This is a genomic window from uncultured Sanguibacteroides sp. (assembly GCF_900543425.1).
Classification (GTDB): domain Bacteria; phylum Bacteroidota; class Bacteroidia; order Bacteroidales; family Marinifilaceae; genus Gabonibacter.
The window spans coordinates 48,096-67,435 of record NZ_UQRQ01000002.1; the positions used below are offsets into that span (position 1 = coordinate 48,096).

Annotated in this window: 16 protein-coding genes; 4 read left to right on the forward strand and 12 right to left on the reverse strand. The window is 41.2% G+C overall.

Features of this window, described 5'->3' with window-relative positions; all coding sequences use genetic code 11:
• Positions 1-16 precede the first annotated feature (16 nt).
• Together rlmB and QZR76_RS01285 are read right to left on the reverse strand one after the other, a co-directional pair.
• Positions 17-760, reverse strand: coding sequence for a 23S rRNA (guanosine(2251)-2'-O)-methyltransferase RlmB (gene rlmB / locus QZR76_RS01280; RefSeq protein WP_294139679.1), 744 nt, complete (start codon positions 758-760; stop codon positions 17-19).
• 11 nt (positions 761-771) lie between these two features.
• Positions 772-2,730, reverse strand: a complete 1,959-nt coding sequence (locus tag QZR76_RS01285; RefSeq protein ID WP_294139681.1) for an ABC-F family ATP-binding cassette domain-containing protein — start codon at positions 2,728-2,730, stop codon at positions 772-774.
• Positions 2,731-3,024: 294 nt separating this feature from the next.
• Here QZR76_RS01285 and pruA point away from each other — a divergent pair, with 294 nt between their 5' ends.
• The gene (gene pruA, locus QZR76_RS01290; RefSeq protein WP_294139683.1) at positions 3,025-4,656 is read left to right on the forward strand and encodes an L-glutamate gamma-semialdehyde dehydrogenase; all 1,632 of its coding nucleotides are present in this window, start codon (positions 3,025-3,027) and stop codon (positions 4,654-4,656) included.
• 72 nt (positions 4,657-4,728) lie between these two features.
• On the opposite strand, the gene QZR76_RS01295 is transcribed toward pruA, so the two are convergent.
• Complete coding sequence (locus tag QZR76_RS01295) at positions 4,729-5,337, reverse strand: recombinase family protein (protein ID WP_294139685.1); 609 nt, start codon at positions 5,335-5,337, stop codon at positions 4,729-4,731.
• Between the two features lie 339 nt (positions 5,338-5,676).
• Here QZR76_RS01295 and QZR76_RS01300 point away from each other — a divergent pair, with 339 nt between their 5' ends.
• A complete protein-coding gene (locus QZR76_RS01300) occupies positions 5,677-5,970 on the forward strand; it encodes an HU family DNA-binding protein (protein WP_294139687.1) in 294 nt (97 codons plus the stop codon).
• A 101-nt stretch (positions 5,971-6,071) separates the two neighbouring features.
• On the opposite strand, the gene pyrI is transcribed toward QZR76_RS01300, so the two are convergent.
• The 5 genes from pyrI to bamD all read right to left on the reverse strand — a co-directional run bounded on the left by pyrI (position 6,072) and on the right by bamD (position 10,232).
• Complete coding sequence (gene pyrI / locus QZR76_RS01305; protein WP_294139689.1) at positions 6,072-6,530, reverse strand: aspartate carbamoyltransferase regulatory subunit; 459 nt, start codon at positions 6,528-6,530, stop codon at positions 6,072-6,074.
• 14 nt (positions 6,531-6,544) lie between these two features.
• Complete coding sequence (pyrB, locus tag QZR76_RS01310) at positions 6,545-7,456, reverse strand: aspartate carbamoyltransferase (RefSeq protein ID WP_294139691.1); 912 nt, start codon at positions 7,454-7,456, stop codon at positions 6,545-6,547.
• Positions 7,457-7,682: 226 nt separating this feature from the next.
• Positions 7,683-8,882, reverse strand: coding sequence for a bifunctional phosphopantothenoylcysteine decarboxylase/phosphopantothenate--cysteine ligase CoaBC (gene coaBC, locus QZR76_RS01315; RefSeq protein WP_294139693.1), 1,200 nt, complete (start codon positions 8,880-8,882; stop codon positions 7,683-7,685).
• A 100-nt stretch (positions 8,883-8,982) separates the two neighbouring features.
• Entirely contained in the window at positions 8,983-9,339 is a 357-nt protein-coding gene (locus QZR76_RS01320) for a DNA-directed RNA polymerase subunit omega (protein ID WP_294139695.1), read from the reverse strand.
• 17 nt (positions 9,340-9,356) lie between these two features.
• Positions 9,357-10,232 carry an outer membrane protein assembly factor BamD gene (bamD, locus tag QZR76_RS01325; protein WP_294139697.1) on the reverse strand — a complete coding sequence of 292 codons (876 nt, stop codon included), beginning with the start codon at positions 10,230-10,232 and terminating at the stop codon, positions 9,357-9,359.
• 196 nt (positions 10,233-10,428) lie between these two features.
• Between bamD and QZR76_RS01330 the strand changes: the two genes are divergently transcribed.
• Positions 10,429-11,679 carry an aminotransferase class I/II-fold pyridoxal phosphate-dependent enzyme gene (locus QZR76_RS01330; protein ID WP_294139699.1) on the forward strand — a complete coding sequence of 417 codons (1,251 nt, stop codon included), beginning with the start codon at positions 10,429-10,431 and terminating at the stop codon, positions 11,677-11,679.
• 36 nt (positions 11,680-11,715) lie between these two features.
• Here QZR76_RS01330 and QZR76_RS01335 read toward each other — a convergent pair whose 3' ends face one another.
• The 3 genes from QZR76_RS01335 to QZR76_RS01345 form a co-directional block, all read right to left on the reverse strand.
• Positions 11,716-13,104 (reverse strand): DUF5723 family protein, encoded by a 1,389-nt coding sequence (locus QZR76_RS01335; RefSeq protein ID WP_294139701.1) that lies wholly within the window; start codon positions 13,102-13,104, stop codon positions 11,716-11,718.
• 18 nt (positions 13,105-13,122) lie between these two features.
• Positions 13,123-14,700: a hypothetical protein gene (locus tag QZR76_RS01340; RefSeq protein WP_294139703.1), complete on the reverse strand. Its 1,578-nt coding sequence runs from the start codon at positions 14,698-14,700 to the stop codon at positions 13,123-13,125.
• An 89-nt stretch (positions 14,701-14,789) separates the two neighbouring features.
• Positions 14,790-17,519, reverse strand: coding sequence for a WD40 repeat domain-containing protein (locus tag QZR76_RS01345; protein ID WP_294139704.1), 2,730 nt, complete (start codon positions 17,517-17,519; stop codon positions 14,790-14,792).
• Between the two features lie 91 nt (positions 17,520-17,610).
• Between QZR76_RS01345 and hydE the strand changes: the two genes are divergently transcribed.
• On the forward strand, positions 17,611-18,672 hold the full coding sequence (gene hydE / locus QZR76_RS01350) for a [FeFe] hydrogenase H-cluster radical SAM maturase HydE (protein WP_294139706.1): 1,062 nt from the start codon (positions 17,611-17,613) through the stop codon (positions 18,670-18,672).
• Here hydE and QZR76_RS01355 read toward each other — a convergent pair whose 3' ends face one another.
• Complete coding sequence (locus QZR76_RS01355) at positions 18,673-19,332, reverse strand: LysE family transporter (RefSeq protein ID WP_294139708.1); 660 nt, start codon at positions 19,330-19,332, stop codon at positions 18,673-18,675.
• Between the last annotated feature and the right edge of the window lie 8 nt (positions 19,333-19,340).

Below are 19,340 nucleotides of genomic sequence, written 5' to 3' on the forward strand. Positions count from 1 at the left end.
ACGGAATGCTTTTTTTTTATCCTCTTTGTCTGACGGCTTCATACAGGACAATTGCTGCCGCCGCAGATACATTCAACGATTCGATAGCTCCTTTTTGCGGGATTTTAATCTGCTCGTGAGCGTGTCTCAGTAACTCTTCGTCAATTCCGGTATCCTCCGAGCCCATAATGATAACGCACCCCTCTTTCATGTTCACCTCCGTGTAATATTTCTCTCCTTTTTCACTGGCAGCATACACCATCATACCCCGCCGTTTTAATTCCTTAATTACTTTCTTCAGATTTTGTTCCCGGCAAACCGGCAAATGATAGAGCGCACCCGCGGAAGTTTTAATCGCATCAGACGATATCTTAGCCGAATTCTTGTTTGGAATAATAAGGGCATGTACACCGGCACATTCTGCCGTACGGGCAATTCCACCCAGATTACGGACATCCGTGATTCGATCCAATACCAGTATCAACGGCATTTCCCCGGCTTCAAGCACCCGATCCATCACCTCGTTGATATCCTGATAAGTGATAGGGGAAACTTCCGCCAACACGCCCTGATGATTTCGCCCCTCAAAAGGTTTGAACACCTCTTCGGGTACATACTGAAAAGGAATCCCCTTATCTCTCACCATAATAAATAGTTTCTGAAAGAGTTCTCCTTCCCGCAACCCCTTTTTAAATACCACTTTATCAATCTCCTTTTCTTGTTGGATGGCTTCGATCACAGCACGAAGTCCGAATATACACTCTTGTTTATATTTTGCCATAACCCATTGATTTACGATTTATAATTTTTAATAGTAGATTTTAAATTCTCCAGATGCTCGTTCTCTCCGCTCCATTCACTCATGCATTGGTCCAACCTTGTCTTTTTCTCCTCATATGCTCTCAAAAGCTCTTCGTTTACAACTCCTTCCGACATTTTTTCTTCGATATTTGCGATCTCTTTTTCCAACGTCGCAATCTCCTCCTCCAACTTCCCGACCCGAACCTCCACCCGCTTTATCTCCTTATTGAACTGCTTCCGTTCCAGAAATGCCTGTTTATTTTCCGAAACATTCTCTTCATTCTCTTCCGTTCCTATAATCTTGCCGCACCCCGGATGCATTTGTTCGTATTCCCGGAAACATTCCAATTTTTTTGTTTCCAAGAAATGAGTGACCCCACCCAAATACTCCTTTATTCTTTTATTCGCAAATTCATATACTTTATCAGCCAAACCCGTCAAAAAATCCCGGTCATGCGATACAACGATCACAGTCCCTTCAAATTTTTTCAAAGCCTCCTTCAATATATCCTTTGTCCGCATATCCAGATGGTTGGTAGGCTCATCAAGGATCAACACATTGTAGGGCTCCAGCAATAAACGAACCATGGCCAGGCGTGTCCGCTCTCCCCCGGAAAGTACCCTTACCCTCTTTTCCACATCCTCTCCGGAAAACAAAAATGCACCCAGGATATCCCGGATCTTTTTCCGGATCTCTCCAACAGCTACCTGATCTACCGTATCCAATACACTCAAAGAGGGATCCAATAAATCGGCTTGATTTTGTGCGAAATAACCGATATTCACGTTATGGCCGATTTTTAGTGTCCCTTCATACGGAAGCTGGTCCATGATCATTCGTACCAACGTCGTTTTTCCCTCACCATTACGCCCCACAAAAGCCACCTTCTCCCCCCGCAATATATCGATATCAACATCTTTCAACACCAAATGATCTCCGTAAGCCTTAACCAGATCCCGACCGTGAACGACCACGTCTCCGGAACGAACAGCAGGCTGAAAACGCACGTTAATCCGGGCCTTATCTTCCTGTTCTACTTCTATCCGCTCTATCTTATCCAACTGTTTAATCCTGGACTGAACCTGCACCGATTTGGTCGCTTTATAACGAAAACGTTCAATAAAATCTTCCGTATCCTTAATCTGCTTCTGTTGGTTCTCGTAAGCCCTCATCTGTTGTTCGATGCGCTCCTTTCTTAATTCCGTGAACTTCGTGTAGGAAACCTTATAATCGTATATTTTCCCCAAAGAAATTTCTATCGTACGAGTCGTAATATTATCCAAAAATGCCCTATCGTGCGACACCATCACAACAGCACCCGGGTAATTTTGAAGAAAAGACTCCAACCAGGAAATAGATTCTATATCCAGATGATTGGTAGGCTCATCCAATAGAAATACGTCAGGATGTCCCAGTAATATCTTCGCCAACTCTATACGCATCCGCCATCCCCCACTAAACTCTTCGCATCGACGATCCAAATCCTCTTGCTTAAATCCAAGACCTTTCAAAATAACTTCAACTTCCCCATTCACATTCTCTCCCCCCCGCATCCTTAATTGCTCGTCTTTCACATTCAATTGATCGATCAGCTTCATATAGCCGTCCGACTCGTAATCCGTACGTTCGGCCAACTCCAAGTGTAAACGTTCGATCTCTTCCCGCAAGGCCAGGACATCGTCAAAGGCCGATTCCGCTTCTTTTCTGACGGTCTTACCCTCGGCATACACCTTGGTTTGAGGCAAATACCCGATTTTCAAATCAGAAGACATGGAAACACTCCCTTCCGAAGGTTCCTGTACTCCGGCCAGAATCTTTAATAATGTAGATTTACCTGCCCCGTTACGCCCCGTCAAACCGATTCGATCTCTCTTATTTACCAGAAAAGAAATAGATTCCAACAACGAGAAACCTCCAAACAAAACGCTAACACTATTAACAGATATCATATCCCTTTAAAAAATTAAATGAGCCGCAAATATACGAAACTTATTTTTATTGAATCACACAACCAAGGCGTATCGTTTTAATTTGCCCACAAATAGTTTATATCCTAAATAAAGCGATCGCGGAAATAGAGCGGATTACCTCCACGATAAATTCATTTTTATTTAGCCCGATTTCAAAAACTGACATTTGTCTTGTTTTATAAGTCAAATATTTTTTATATTTGAAAAATTCATTATAAAACAAGGAGTACAAATTTGTACAAACATAATATTAACTGCTTAAATTGATATAAAATGCCTAAAGGAGTTTACAGACTACCAAACATTACCAATGAACCGATCAAAAGCTATGCTCCAGGTTCACCGGAAAGAAAAGAGTTAAAAGCACAAATCAACGAAGTAAAAGCAACAACCGTAGATCTTCCTATGATTATCGGAGGTAAAGAAGTTCGTACGGGAAAATTGGCCGATATTCGTCCTCCTCACGATCACAAACATCTGTTAGGACATTATCATCAAGGAGATGCCTCTCATGTACAAATGGCTATCGATGCAGCATTAAAAGCCAAACCGGCATGGGAGAAAATGGGATGGGAAAGCCGGGCCGCCATTTTCTTGAAAGCCGCAGACTTGCTTACAGGCCCTTACCGTCAAAAAATGAATGCTGTTACCATGTTGGGACAATCCAAAAATGCCTTCCAGGCAGAGATCGATTGCGTGTGTGAATTGGCAGATTTCTTTCGTTATAACGTAAAAAATATGTATGAGATCTACCATATGCAACCCAATTCCGCCCCCGGAATTTGGAACCGTACCGTATGGCGTCCTTTAGAAGGCTTTATTTTTGCACTCACTCCATTTAATTTTACTTCTATCGCCGGAAACTTACCGGGAGCTCCCGCACTTATGGGAAATGTGTGCGTATGGAAGCCATCCAAAACCGCCGTCTACTCGGCACACCTGATCATGGAGATATTAAAAGAAGCCGGACTTCCTGACGGAGTAATCAATCTGGTATATTGTTCCGGACCTACTGCAGCCGATGTTATTTTTAAACATAAAGACTTTGCCGGGGTACATTTTACCGGTTCGACAGCCGTCTTTAATGATATTTGGGCCAATATAGTGAATAACATCAACAAGTATCGCTCTTACCCGCGAATCGTAGGAGAAACCGGAGGTAAGGATTACATATTCGCTGATCCTACCGCTTCAGCAAAAGAGGTTGCAACCGCAATCGTAAGAGGAGCCTTTGAATACCAAGGACAGAAATGTTCCGCGGCTTCCAGAGCATATATTCCTTCCAATCTATGGCCGGAAGTCGAAACTTTGGTAAAAAAAGATTTAGCGGAAATTAAAGTCGGAGGAATCGAAGACTTCAGAAACTTTGTAAATGCCGTAATCGACGAAACCTCATTCAACAAACTATCCGAAACCATCGATGCGGCCAAGGCCTCAAAAGATGCAGAAATTGTTGCCGGCGGTACTTACGACAAATCTGTCGGATATTTTATACAACCAACGGTCATCCGCGCTTTAAAACCGGACTATATTACCATGCAGGAAGAGTTATTCGGACCGATTATTACCATTTACGTGTATGAACCGGATAAGGTTGAAGAGACTTTGGATATTCTCGACAAGGGTTCCGCTTACGCCCTTACGGGTGCCATCTTCTCCAACGACCGCAGTCACATAGAAAAGTTAACAGAGCGCTTGACGCACACGGCCGGTAATTTCTATATCAACGATAAACCGACCGGCGCCGTTGTGGATCAACAGCCATTCGGCGGAGGACGCGCATCCGGAACCAACGATAAAGCAGGAACCGTATTCAATCTGTTGAGATGGGTATCCCCCCAAGCCATTAAAGAAACTTTCGTTCCGGCTACTAATTATATGTATCCGAATTTCTTGGAAGAATAAACGACTATAACTGTCGATTAAGAGATTTTACGGAATTACTAAATCAGAATAAAGGTGCTGAAAACAGCACCTTTATTCATTCCGTTTAAGAATATGATAATTGCGGTCTGCCATATAAAATGTCTCTCTGGAAACCTTATAGTGGCGACAAATATGAGAAATAGACTTACCCGCCTGATACATTTTCTCTATCTCCTTCTGATGTTTAAACAAAAAATCTTGTTTGGTCGTACCTCTGGGACGTCCCAATTTAACTCCTTCCGCCTTTCTTACGGCTAAAGCCTCCTTGGTTCTTATCGATATCAGATTATGTTCGATCTCCGCAACTAAAGCAAAAGCAAATGCCAAGACCTTGCTATTGATACTATTGTCAAAAGCATAACCGTCTTTGGTACTATAAATAACAATTTCTTTTTCAAGACACCGATTCAGGATAGACATGATATCCAATAGTGTCCGACTCAAACGGGAAAGTTCCGTGACAATCAATACATCTCCTTTCTGCAAACTTCCCATTAATTTCCCTAATTTTCTTTCTCTTTCTTTCTTCTTTCCGCTTACAATTTCTGTTACCCAACGTTCAATTTTTAATCCTTTTCGTGAAGCATACTTCACAATTTCTTCTCTCTGATTAGCTAAGTGTTGTTTTCCCGTGCTAACCCTCAAATATGCGATTACCATAATTATCCTATTAAAGTTTACAACACCTATATAAAGAATTGCAAACCTACACATATGTAAAAAGCTAAATATCAGTAATGAAAAATAAGATAATTTGTCTTACAAAACGTTCGCTTTTTTGGACAGGGATTATATTGTTTTTATAGATAGAATTTATACTCTTGCTATTTTGATTAAGTTCTTTATATAGAATATTTTTAAGTCGTATTTTTTCTTTATTTTTAAATTTATTATATTTGTCCATGACAATGAACGATTATTATGACAGAATTGTTTGAAAAACAATCACAAATTATCTAAATAAAATCATTATAACGTTAATCATTATTTTAGGCCGTCATGAACAAAAAAGAACTTACCAAAAAAGTTGCCTCAAAGAGTGGGCTGACCCAATCATTAACTGCCAATATCGTAAATACGGTCATTGAAACGATTCGAGAATCTCTTGCAACAGGAGAAAGTGTTACAATTCACGATTTCGGAACCTTAGCCGTAAAAAAACAAAAGCCAAGGGGACGTTTTAATCTAAACACCCACGAAGTAGAAGATGCCATCCCCAGAGAATTTATTAAATTCATCACCAGCAAGTCTCTTAAATTACAACAAAAAAACAAAGCACATGTTTCGAATTAGAGAAGTAGTGAAACTCTAAAAAATGAGGGTAAGATTTTATATCTTACCCTTATAAATCAAAAACCGCCAACACTAAACGGTCTCTTTTTCTTATCCGTTAATTAAATAATCACGATATGTTCCTGATCCGTCAATTTTTCACAGTAGTGACATTTCAGCACGATAGGAGCGCTTCCTACCACGGCAAATTTTGTCCGGACATGCTGATTATTCGTAATGCATTTCGGATTCACACATTTCACAATACCCTCTACGTGTTCCGGAACACTAACCGTCTTTTTCTCTGCCACTTCAAAATCTTTGATAATATTGATTTTGGCAGAAGGAGCTACCAAAGCCAGCTTATTAATTTCATCGTCTCTCAAAAATTTATCGGAGATTTTAATAATCGCCTTTTTACCGAACTTACTACTTGACAAATTATACCCGAAAGTAACGGTATTCTCCGTGTGTTCAATACCTAAAATATTAATCACGTCAAACAACTTATCAGCAGGGATGTGGTCTATCACCGTACCGTTTTCAACGGCACTTACCTGTAATTCTTTTTTTGCTGCCATATCTTTTTTCTTTATTACCATTTTAAATCTAATGCCTTAAATATAATCGCCTGACGGGTGTAAACACCATTCAATGCTTGTTGGAAATAGTAGGCCTTTTCATTTTCATCCACATCCTCGTCGATTTCGTTTACCCGGGGTAGCGGATGTAAAATACGCATATTCGGTTTGGTCCCACTCAACATGGCGTTCTTTAAAATATACACGTTTTTCACTTTCTCATACTCTAACGGATCAGCAAATCTTTCTCGTTGCACCCGTGTCATATAAAGGATATCCGCTTCATTAATCACATCGTCCAATTCCGTATGTTCATAGTAGGGAATATGCAATTCATCCAGAAACAATTTATAAGCAGCCGGCATTTCTAACTCTTTGGGTGAAATGAAGTGGAATGTCGGATTGAAATGACTCATTGCTTGTAGTAAAGAATGTACCGTTCTCCCGTATTTTAAATCTCCTACCATAAAAATATTCAGATTCTCCAGGGTTCCCTGAGTTTTATAGATAGAATAAAGATCAAGCATTGTTTGAGTCGGATGCTGGTTAGCACCGTCTCCGGCATTAATCACAGGCACGGAAGCGACCTCGCTTGCAAAACGGGCAGCTCCCTCCAAAGGATGGCGCATAACGATCAAATCGCAGTAATTATCCACCATTTTTGTTGTATCTTTCAAAGATTCTCCTTTTGTCGTACTGGAAGAAGAAGCATCGGAAAATCCTACAATCCGACCTCCCATACGACTAATTGCAGTCTCGAAACTCAACCTGGTACGTGTTGAGGGTTCGAAAAACAAGGAAGCGACTACCTTACCGGCCAATAAATTGCGGTTCGGATTTTTTTCAAATTCTGAAGCGGTTTTCAATACTTCCAGAATCTCCTCTTTCGAGTAATCGGTAATGGATACTAAACTACGTTTGTTCATATTGTTTATATATTTAAAGATGTTTGCTTAAACATTTATCCATAAAAAAAAACCAACAATGCTATCAAAACAATGTTGGTTTTTAATATCTTATCAAAACGACGTTCTCTTTTCTGCCTAAACTGGAGGCAAGAATAAAAAGTGTGCCGAATATTTTGATGTTCAATCTTCATATCGGAATACAAATATAGATATATTTCTATCCCGAACAAACTATTTTAGCAATTTATTTAAAAAATTCTGCTATCCGATCGGCAATATCAATAGCCACTTCCGATTTTGTTTTTAAGTCGTAAATCCATTTATTTTCATCCTTATCGATCAGCGTTACCTTATTGGTATCTCCCCCGAAACCGGCTCCCTTATCCTGTAAGCTATTCAATACGATCAAATCCAGATTTTTCCTTTTCATTTTTGAGACGGCATTGGTTTCTTCGTCATTGGTTTCCAATGCAAATCCGACCAACAATTGTCCCGCTTTTTTCTTTCGTCCTAACTCGGCCGCAATATCTTTGGTCGGTGCCAACTCTAACTTCAGATCATCTTCTCCCCGTTTCAATTTCACAACAGCCTGTTCTCTGGGAGTAAAATCCGCCACAGCAGCACTCAAAACAGCAATATCACTTTCCGGAAAGACCGTTATAGCCGCCTGATACATTTCGGCAGCCGATTCCACATCTATTCTCCTGATCTGTCTATTGGATAATTTCAGGTTTACCGGTCCGGTAACAAGTGTTACTTCGGCCCCCCGGGCAGCCATCTCTTCGGCCAAGGCAAATCCCATTTTCCCGGAAGAGTAGTTACCGATAAAACGTACGGGATCTATTTTTTCATAGGTAGGGCCTGCCGTAATCAACACTTTCTTTCCCGTATAACACTCGTCCACGGCAAAAAAGCGGCTCATAAAAGCCACGATTTGATCCGGCTCTTCCATCCTTCCCTTTCCAACCAACCCACTCGCCAACTCACCGCTTTCAGGTTCGATAATCAAATTTCCACAGGATTTCAACACCTGCAGGTTCCGTTGAGTAGCCGGATGAAGATACATGTCCAGATCCATGGCAGGAGCTACAACGACCGGGCACTTTGCCGATAAATAAGTTGTCAATAATAAATTATCTGCTATACCGGCAGCCATTTTCCCGATTGTATTCGCGGTAGCCGGAGCGATTAAATAGGCATCTGCCCACAACCCCAAATCCACATGTGAATTCCAATCTCCATTTTCGGGATTATAAAAATCCACCAGAATAGGATTTTTAGACAGCGTGGCCAAAGTCAAAGGAGTTATAAACTCCTTCGCTAAAGGCGTCATTATAACTTTCACGTTAGCCCCTCCTTTTACAAGACCTCGTATTAACAGAGCCGCCTTGTAGGCAGCGATACTCCCCGTTACTCCTAATATGATATTTTTTCCCTGTAACATATGTCGTTTTTTTTATCATCTGAAAAAAAGAGGCTGTCTGAAAATTCATCCGACAGCCCTTTTATCTTTTCAGATAATTTTCCCATTATCCGTTTCTAATCTATTCTTCCTCTTCCTCCAACTTTATTGCTCCTTTTTCCTTTGCCGGATTACGGAAATAAAGTTCTCCATCCTCAAACTCCTGAGTAGCGATCAACACCGGTTTAGGAATACGCTCGTAATACTTGGAAATCTCGATCTGTTCGCGATTCTCAAATATCTCTTCCAAATTATCCGCGTATGAGGCAAACTCTTGAAGTTTTCTGCTCAACTCTTCTTTCATTTCAACCGAAATCTGATTGGCACGTTTTCCAATGACAGCTACAGCTTCATAAATATTATCCGCCTTACCGGCTAACGCAGCCGTATTCCTTGTAATGGTATTATTCGGTGCCTTTACTTTCTTAAAATCTACCATGGTTAATTTGAATATAATTATTTATTCTGATTATTCTGACCTTCCTGATTCGTGGAATTCGTTTGATTATTCTGTTCGTCTTCCTTATATTCGTCCGGATCATCGTATTGTTTCAGGAAGTCGTTCAAAACTTCATATTTTTTGGCCATTTCCTTCGCATATACGCTATTAGGATATTCGTCCACAAAATAATAATACTCTTCCTTTGCTGTTGTATAACGCTCGTATTTTTTATCCTCCACACTATTTACGGCCATTTCGTACTTCGAGTTAAACAACATCCACATGATCCTTTCCCGGTATTTCGTCCCGGGAAAATCTTTCAGACAATTCTCCAAGCTGACAACGGCAGCCTTATAATGTTCCCGCAAATAATAGTTTTCCGCTCCCAGATAAGCCTTGTAAGAGAGCTTATCACTCATGTCGTCCATGTATTTGTTTATTTGCTCTTTTCGTGTAGAATTGGGATAACGGCTCAGGTACAGTTGAAAATTATTCATAGCTTTTTCCGTCACCGTCTGATCCAAACGCACCCTCGGCGAAGCCAAGTAATTACAATACCCCATCATATACAGACACTCTTCCATGTAGGAACTTTCCGGAAACATCGCCACAAACTGTTTAAACAGTTCGGCTGCATTTTCATAATCTTTTTGATTATAAGTACAAAAAGCCCGGTAGTAAGCTATTGTTTGAGCTCTTGAGGTCCCCGCAAAAACGGTTCGAATACCGTCAAACAAATTCAAAGCCCTTGTATAATCTCCTTTATTATAATATTCTACTGCTTTTTTATACATAAGAGAATAGTCCCCACTCTTCAAAAGTTTTTGGTACTCTCCACAGGAACTCATCAGTACAATAACAAGTAGAAAACCTAAAAAATTCTTCATCATAAGCGCTATTTTTGCATCACGCAAAGATAATCTATAAATATCAATATGCAATAAGTTCATCCACATTTCTTTTTGAAAAAATAGGATAAAGGACAAAAACAACTTTTCAATAAAGAAATCCTTCATAATAAGAATTTTTAGTTACCTTTGCTACGCATTTGTATCAAAAATTTAAGAATTTCAAAATATTATCGAAGTGGACATTTTTGAAAGAGTAAAAAATCAGAAAGGAAATATCGGACAATACGCCAAGCAAGCTCACGGCTATTTTTCATTTCCGAAATTAGAAGGAGAAATCGGTCCCAGGATGAAATTCCGCGGGAAAGAAATGTTAAACTGGAGTTTAAATAACTATATCGGTCTCGCTAATGATCCTGAAGTAAGAAAAGCGGATGCAGAAGCAGCGGCAAAATACGGCATGGCCTATCCCATGGGAGCTCGCATGATGAGTGGGCAAACTTCTCGTCATGAATACCTGGAATCCCAATTAGCCGATTTCGTGGGTAAACCGGATGCATTTTTACTGAATTTCGGGTATCAGGGTATGGTTTCTATCATCGATGCCATGACTTGCCGTCATGACTGTATCGTTTACGATGCCGAAGATCATGCCTGCATTATGGATGGCCTGCGTTTATCTCCGGCAAAACGTTATGTATACCAACATAACGATATGGATAGTTTACGCAAACAACTCGAACGGGCAACCAAATGGGTGGAAGGTACCGGAGGCGGTATTCTCGTAATCACGGAAGGTCTTTTCGGGATGGCCGGAGATCTGGGAAAATTAGACGAGATCGTCGCCATGAAAAAAGATTTCAATTTCCGTCTATTGGTCGATGACGCTCATGGTTTCGGGACCATGGGGCCGAACGGTGCAGGTACCGGAGATCATTTCGGAGTAATGGACCAAATAGACCTTTACTTTGCAACCTTCGCCAAAGCGATGGCCGGAATCGGAGCCTTTATTGCCTGCGAAGAAGATATATGCATGTATCTGAGATACAACATGCGTTCCCAGACATTTGCCAAATCCTTGCCTATGCCTATGGTGGAAGGAGCCATCAAACGCCTGGAGCTATTGAGGAGCAGACCGGAATTAAGAGAAAAATTATGGACGATTGTCCGGGCTTTACAAAGCGGGTTGAAAGCAGACGGATTAAACATCGGTAAAACAAATTCTCCGGTTACACCCGTTTACTTATCCGGTAGTGTTGCCGAAGGAACTCAGGTAGCGATGGATTTAAGAGAGAATTATAATCTTTTCTGTTCCATCGTGGTTTACCCGGTGATTCCCAAAGGACAATTATTACTTCGTTTGATTCCAACGGCCATGCATACGCTGGAAGACGTGGAATACACCGTTCAAGCCTTTAAAACGGTTGCGAAGAAATTAGCTAACGGAGAATACAATAAAGAGACGGTAGTCGATGCCAATGCTTTATAATAAAAAAAGCCCGCCGAACGGCGGGCTTTTTTTATTTTATCTTTGATAATGTCCGAATAGCAGATTAAAACCGAATCGTGCGCTCGCCGTTCGAGTACTCGTATAGTTGGCTGCCAACACATTATCCGTTACCACGAAAAATTGGAACGGACCGAATTTAGCGGTTAATGCCGCTCCTATATTAGCAAAGTCCCCGTTTATCATAGAATAAGATACCGAAGCACTAATATTCCGAATCGGACGTAAATTAGCAGACAAGGTTACTGCCGGGAATAAACGCCCATCCATGACCGACGCTTTCAACAGACCGCCGAAATTAACCCACTCTCTCATCTGATAAGTTGCTCCCGCGTATATTTTTGCATTCAACATCGTCGTATAGGCCGCTTGCTTATCCGTTAACCGGAAACGATTTTCCAACGAATCGGTCATCTCCTCGAAGGCATCACCGAAATCCTTATAATTCGGATCATCCTTATTAAGACTATTGGAAAGGTCGGCTCCCGTCCAGTCAAAACTCGTGTTTTGTTTGAAATTATAGGTATTCTCTTCCCAACGAATAAAACCTAAATCCAGCACACTCGCGTACAAGGTCAGCTTATCCATCAATTTGTACTGAGCTCCCAAATCCACGCCGAATCCCATATTACCCGTTCCAATAAGGAATTTGGCATCGACAGCATCATCATCAAATTCGATGTTATCCCATTCCACGTATTCCCCATCTTTCGTATATTTAATCGGAGCCGAAACCCGAATATTCTGACGAGAGGATAGCCGGATCGTATCTCCGTCCGGCGAAGAGTAAACTCCCATCTTCGAATCGGTCATATCGGCATTGGCAATCCCGAACAAAACCTTAAAGCGTCCACCGACCGTCAACCGATCGTTTACTTTCTTGGATAATCCAAAACCTATTTCGTTGTATGCCGTTACTTTTAATCCTAAACCTCCCCAGTCAAATGTCTGACCAAGATAATTGGCATTACCTTCTTTGAAGAAAGTGATAATATCTTTATTAAAACTAAAGACAATATCATTCTTTTGGGTTATATCGAATGTCGCATACCAGGAATGAATTCGAAAACCGATTGCCAGAATAGGCACTTCCGTGTTCAAAACAAGAGAATTCTTCTCCCGTAAAGCTTTATGCAAACGGTTTACATCATAGATTACAGAATCAGCCTTATCTCCCGTTCCCCATCTTAACAGGTCGTCTACTTTAAATGCATTACTGAAATTCAAAGAGATACCGCTCAATCCGGGTATTCCCACATAGGTTTTGTACTCCGGTTGATAAGCCGGATTCAACTTCACCCGCTGAGGGGAATTGGATAAAAAATAAAGCGTATTGTTCCCGTCCTGAGCCATTACGAACCCAGGTAAGAGGACAAGGAAAGATATAATAGTAATTAATTTTTTCATCTTGAATACATTTTAATCTTACTTGATACCGAGTTTGACCTTCACTAACACCTTCAATTCCAGTTTGGCATCTGCCTTTACTTCTACCGGAGTTTGTCCATTACCGGCAGTCGCCATACTGGCAATCAGAATCAGATGCTTTGTCCGTTCCAGGTTATCTATATTTGTCTCGGACAGCTCCACGATATGTTCACCCTCTTTTACCGCAATAACATTACCGTCGGCATCTATCTCCGGAACATCAATCAATTCATCCGCGTCGATCCGATCCACTTCTTGGAAATTCTCATCTACCATCAGGAACTCTTTCACCCCGATTTTCAAGGGCGTACCGTTTTTGGCCCGCAGGATCAAGGCCATCTTCTTAATCTGATCCGGGTTATCCAGATCTATATCCTTAATGGTATCCCGGAAAGTAAGATTCTCGGCTTTAAAGTAAAGCGGTATCTCCACTTTCACGTCGGCCGATAATTCAGCGTTTTCCTCAATGACACACGCCGTTTGCATCCCTCCTTCATTAATGAATATATTACCGCTATACGCAATCGAATCTTTAGGCGGTAAGGAAAGCAGTTCATCCACATTAGAATTATCCCTCGTGTACCCTTTTTCATTTACCGTCTCACCCGTTTCGTTAAACGTGTCAAATATAAGCGGTTCACCCGTAAAATCCCTTGTTTCTCCTTCCTTATAAGCGATAAAGTCAGGCATCAATTTAATCGGAATATCAACACCTTGACTCTTCACGATCAATTTCAACGTAGGATCTGCAAAATAGAAATCCCCCGTTACATCATTCCAGAAATCGATATTCATTTCAAAACATCCCCGATCAATATTGATCATCGGGGGATTTATCTGGCCGACTACCTTATGGAATACAATATCAGACAATAAAAATTCCAGGTTCAAAGACTCTCCGGCCGCTATTTCCACCTCCTGGTCTTTCGGTATAAAGCAACGAATCTGATAACGAACCCGATCACTCTCATCGTTCATATCGAACTCCAGCTCCCGGTCTTCGAAAAAGATATCCGTTTGATTCGCATTCACAACCCGTTCCAACTTATAAGGATTACCTGCTTCATCTTTCACATCGGGCAAGGTCAAGGTTACGATATAATTAAAGGAGTAGGCCGGAAGCTCTCCGGAAAACCTTACCTTGGCCGAAAGAAAAGAGAGTTTTCCGATTTCTCCGAAATCAAAATAGGTCTCCCCGTTACTGGATATATCGATATCCTGAGGTAAGTTTCCACTAATCGAATTCGGGGATAAAACAAGATTTGCATCTAATGAAACCTGTTGTTCCGGCATATCCCAGAAATCTTTTGCCTCCAGGCGCACGATGTCTTTTTCTTCATAATTAATGATAATCCGGTTATCACGTTCGATCATCGATTCATCCGGGTCATAAGGATTCAATAAATCCCACATGGTATAATCCCCATATCCTACCGGTAGTATAAAATCTGGCTCCCATTCGATAGACTCGGTCATTTTGTCCGAGTTGAAAAGTTCCGAATCGCCACAAGAAATGATACACATACCTAATAACCCTATTATCAGGTAGAGTTTCCACACACACATTTTTGTCATAAATTACAGTTATTATTACACTTACACTAAAATTCAGGAAACAAATATAAGGATAAAAATAAAAGACACACCAAAAATATTTAAAAATATTATCTTATAAATCGGTATTTTAACAAGCTATCGTTCTCACTTCCCACGTAGAGATAGAACCCCACGTTTCCGGTATTCTGGAATACAATAGAAAAGGCAGAAGTCCCCGTAATCGGAAATCCATTCGACTGCACCCCTCTATCCAGCAAATACAAATCCGAATGAACCTCATCCAACATCCCCACGCGCGTATCACGAGCGGAAAAACGATACACGTACGGAAAGCCCAATTTTCCCTCTTTTACTTGTGTTTCCCACAAAACTTTACCGTTCCGGTCATACACGTATACATCCTCTCCGTTCGAAAATATAAAATCATCATTCCCGTCTCCGTCCATATCGGCTACATTAAACAGATAGCCACCCGTAACTTTACCCGGTTTTAATGACCGGGATGTCCCTTTAAAATCAACAAACTGCAATTCGCCTCCGGCATTTCCAAAAACCAAAGATTCATTTTGTCCCTTTCCTGTCAAGTAAATCATCGTCCCCGGAAGCAGATCGTATAAAGTTCGTATTTTTACCCGTTCCCGTCCCCTCCGGTCCAGAATATAGATTCGATATCGATCGGCAAACACGATATAATCTTTATCCGCAACCCTAAAATAATATACTTTAGACACCGGATCATTATCACTTTGAGGTTTACTCCACCCTTCAACGGGATCTCCGGATAATTCATACAGGTATATTTTCCGATCCGCACAAGGGGCAAATACCCGATAGTTCCGGTCATTATCATAATCATAGACCGTTATGCCCGAGGGGCACGAACTTTTAAACGCCAGAGGATAACGAGGTAAGTAATTCCCATTCCGATCGATCAGGTATAGTTGTTTCGACGTAGAGAAAAGATATTGCAATTTTCCGTTTTTATAAAAATCGACCTGATACACCTCGCTATTGATCTTTCCGTCTATCGGCAATTTCCATAGAATTCTTCCCATATCGTTAATCAAATAGACCGTATGTGATTCGTCCTGTACAAACAGTTCTCTCTCCCCATTATTATGATTAACAACAACCACGGGTTTCATGGTAAGTTTAGCATCCAGCTTCGTTTGCCAAACGACTTGTGCCTGTGGCTGCTCGACTTTTTCCGTGTTCAGGAAAATACTTTGATACAACATCTCTTCTTCACTAATCCACTGTAAACCTATTGAAGAAAATACATCTAAACGTTCTTTATTTCGAGTGAAAAAATCTTTCAAGCCATTATTCGCCATATCTTGATAGAGAGGGTACATACTCCCCGTTTCTGCCAGATACATCCAATTGTATTTGGCAGACATCTTCACCCTGGTTTTCTTATACCAATCCATATCCTGAACATTCAGACGTCGCATATAGTTCTCCGCAAAACGGCGTATGACCGATTCGGAAGAGGCTAATACCAAATAATTATCCTGAATCATAGCATAACGAGAAGGGACGCCATCCCATACATACCCCCACAATACTCCGGCCAAATCCGTCACGGGCATCTTGTAATACGTTACTTTTTTCTCCTGGTCCAAAGCCGTTGTCCTCTCGAGGGAAGTTTCATGTATATTTACCTTCTCGGCATACTTCCGAAGCATATTTTTCAACAAAGTCTGCCCTATGCTACCAGACTTCAAATAAACCATCACGAAACCTTCTTCTTTCTTATCTTCCGGATCATACGAATATACACCTTTAGCAAACTCCCCCTGTAACAACTCCCTCCAGCTTGCCTCCGTCTCATCTCCGAATAGCCGGGTAAACTCAGCTTTTCTCTTCCTGACATGCTCTATAATACCTGCCGTATGACGAAACTTTTCCAAGGCTGTCAGATAAGCTTTCGTATCGCTCAGGTTCAATACGGTCACGGCATTCACTCCGGAAGGAATAACTCCTTCTATACGGGGAGCCATCGGCTGTTGTCCCTTAAAAACATTCAGAAAGGTAGTCTTCATTCCGCCATAATACATGAAACCGTTAAAACTGATTCCGTCAGGTTGAATATCTCCGTCCAAAGCTCCCCATTTAAACCATTTTGTAAGATCCAAATGAGGAGAAACAATGTTTCTATTCATGTATAAAGGCCACAAATCCGAAAAAAAAGAAGTATTTAAAAAAACATTTATTCCCGCTGTTTCCGAAAAATAACGGGTTATATTTTTATATAAAGGTATACTTTCCTGATCGGTTTTTTTCTCCTCGTTAATCTGTTTTAATGCATCTTCCAAATATAATTCAGAATCCGACAACAAAACCATTCCTCCCACCACGGTAAAATAAACTTCTGTTTCTTTATCTTTGAAAGAGTATATCTTAAACTTATCATATAAACGCTCTTTGAGCTCTGCCTTCGCGTAATACCCCGTCAAAAAATGAACTACCTCACTACGCGAAGCCGTTACAACCCGGTTTAAAATATATAAAAAACGGACACTCTTTTTCCCCTCTCTCCTTAGCGCCAAAACCCACGAGGTATTTTCCACCAATTTCAACTTTTGCAATGTATCGACACTCCGATAAAAGATACTCTTATGATAGCGAGCTAATTCTGCCGCAAACGCCTCTTTCAATCGAGGAGACAAGGTCACGTTGGCGTGAATATTAAGTACCACAGCCGAATTAGTAGGAATAAATGCCTCCTTCGGGACATCCAGGCCTTGCTCCCGTTCATTCACTCTCCATAGGATCCAAACGATACATCCCATCAATAAAACTCCCAAAAGGATCAGTATGATTTTTTTGACCATGTCCGAAAAACTTTACGAGAACAAATTTAGCAAAATATTTTATATCCCTGCTTTTTCTTACCTTTGCGATATGAAACAAAAATAAAATGTAGTGGAAAAATATACTCTTTCTGATTTGGTATACCGACTCTCCTGCACCGGCAAGGAAGAAGAAAATCTTTACAACGAGGCCGAAAAAATAAGAAAAGAACACATCGGGAATGGGGTTTACTTACGCGGGCTGATAGAAATATCCAATATTTGTATCAAAGATTGTCTTTATTGCGGAATCAGGAAATCGAACACCGGGACAGCCCGTTACACGCTTACCGATCGAGAGATATTGGAAGCCGCTGATTTTGCTTATATCCATCGGTTCGGTTCCATTGTATTACAGGGCGGAGAACGCAATGATTCCCCTTTCATCGAACGCATCGAATATTTATTAAAAGAGATCAAGCGCAGAAGTAATAACGAATTAGGCATTACGTTATCGTTAGGAGAACAGACCCGGGAGACCTACCAACGTTGGTTTGACGCCGGAGCTCATCGTTATCTGCTCCGGTTCGAAACCTCGAATCCGGACCTTTATTCCAAGATTCATCCGAACAATGCATTGCATTCGCACGCCACAAGATTGAAATGCATCGAATATTTGCAGAAATGCGGCTACCAGACAGGTACGGGAGTCATGATCGGATTACCCTTCCAGACCTTAGAAGATCTTGCAAACGATCTGCTTCTTCTCCGATCCATGAATATCGATATGGTGGGCATGGGACCTTATTTAGAACACCGGGACACTCCCCTCTATGCTTATCGTCACGGATTACTCCCTTTACAGGAACGGCTAAAACTATCCTTACACATGGTCGCCCTATTGCGAATTCTTATGCCGGATATCAATATTGCAGCGACCACAGCCCTCCAAGCCATCGAACCGGAGGGAAGAGAAAAAGCCATGCAAATCGGAGCGAATGTGGTTATGCCCAATATCACTCCCACCTCCAACCGAACACTTTACAAATTATACGAGAACAAACCCGGTACACACGAAGGGGCCGACGAGTCCATGAGAAATCTCGAAGCCAGCATACGCCGAAGCGGTTGTCAGGTCATGTACGGAGCATGGGGAGATTCCCGTCATTTTTACAAGCGAAAAGAAGAGGAATAATTACATCGGCAACATCGACTTAAAAGGCTGGAAAGCAGCTAAAATAACCAAGGCGCCCAATATGGCAATAATCAAACCCGAAACCCGGTTGATTGTCACCAATACCCGTAAACGGAATTTCTTCCTGAAAATATTCACCAGGGTCGAAAGCGTATACCACCATACTCCGCCTCCCAACAACACTCCAACCACAACCAACAACTCTCCCAAAGCAGATGCAGACTCCCCGAATACCGACATTCCGGCAAATACAGCCATAAACACAACAATCGTAATCGGATTGGAAACCGTTAGAAAAAAGAGAGAAATATAATCTCCCAATAAGCCTTTCTTGCTCACCCGCCCATTACGTTTTTGCTTAATCTGACGAATCGGATTATCGAAATAGATCTTCAATCCGATAACAATTAAAAATATCCCTCCGATAATCTGCAATAACAATTCGTGGGTCTGCACGGTACTAATCACAAATCCTAACCCAAAAGCAGCGACCGAAGCGTAAAAGAAATCAGCCGAAGCCGCTCCCATTCCGGCAATAAAACCGGATAACGCCCCTTTATGTAGTGTTTTCTGAATAATCAGCACCCCCATCGGTCCTAACGGGATCGATACCATCAACCCTACCAGCATACCTTTAAAAAGATAGATTATATCGTACATGCCTTATT

Excerpts from the sequence above, each read along its gene's own strand:
- QZR76_RS01285 (WP_294139681.1), bottom strand. The coding sequence starts at position 2,730 with ATGATATCTGTTAATAGTGTTAGCGTTTTGTTTGGAGGTTTCTCGTTG.
- QZR76_RS01300 (WP_294139687.1), top strand. The coding sequence starts at position 5,677 with ATGAACAAAAAAGAACTTACCAAAAAAGTTGCCTCAAAGAGTGGGCTG.
- QZR76_RS01355 (WP_294139708.1), bottom strand. The coding sequence starts at position 19,332 with ATGTACGATATAATCTATCTTTTTAAAGGTATGCTGGTAGGGTTGATG.
- pyrI (WP_294139689.1), bottom strand. The coding sequence starts at position 6,530 with ATGGCAGCAAAAAAAGAATTACAGGTAAGTGCCGTTGAAAACGGTACG.
- pruA (WP_294139683.1), top strand. The coding sequence starts at position 3,025 with ATGCCTAAAGGAGTTTACAGACTACCAAACATTACCAATGAACCGATC.
- QZR76_RS01335 (WP_294139701.1), bottom strand. The coding sequence starts at position 13,104 with ATGAAAAAATTAATTACTATTATATCTTTCCTTGTCCTCTTACCTGGG.
- QZR76_RS01295 (WP_294139685.1), bottom strand. The coding sequence starts at position 5,337 with ATGGTAATCGCATATTTGAGGGTTAGCACGGGAAAACAACACTTAGCT.
- QZR76_RS01320 (WP_294139695.1), bottom strand. The coding sequence starts at position 9,339 with ATGGTAGATTTTAAGAAAGTAAAGGCACCGAATAATACCATTACAAGG.
- QZR76_RS01345 (WP_294139704.1), bottom strand. The coding sequence starts at position 17,519 with ATGGTCAAAAAAATCATACTGATCCTTTTGGGAGTTTTATTGATGGGA.
- bamD (WP_294139697.1), bottom strand. The coding sequence starts at position 10,232 with ATGATGAAGAATTTTTTAGGTTTTCTACTTGTTATTGTACTGATGAGT.
- pyrB (WP_294139691.1), bottom strand. The coding sequence starts at position 7,456 with ATGAACAAACGTAGTTTAGTATCCATTACCGATTACTCGAAAGAGGAG.
- rlmB (WP_294139679.1), bottom strand. The coding sequence starts at position 760 with ATGGCAAAATATAAACAAGAGTGTATATTCGGACTTCGTGCTGTGATC.
- QZR76_RS01340 (WP_294139703.1), bottom strand. The coding sequence starts at position 14,700 with ATGACAAAAATGTGTGTGTGGAAACTCTACCTGATAATAGGGTTATTA.
- coaBC (WP_294139693.1), bottom strand. The coding sequence starts at position 8,882 with ATGTTACAGGGAAAAAATATCATATTAGGAGTAACGGGGAGTATCGCT.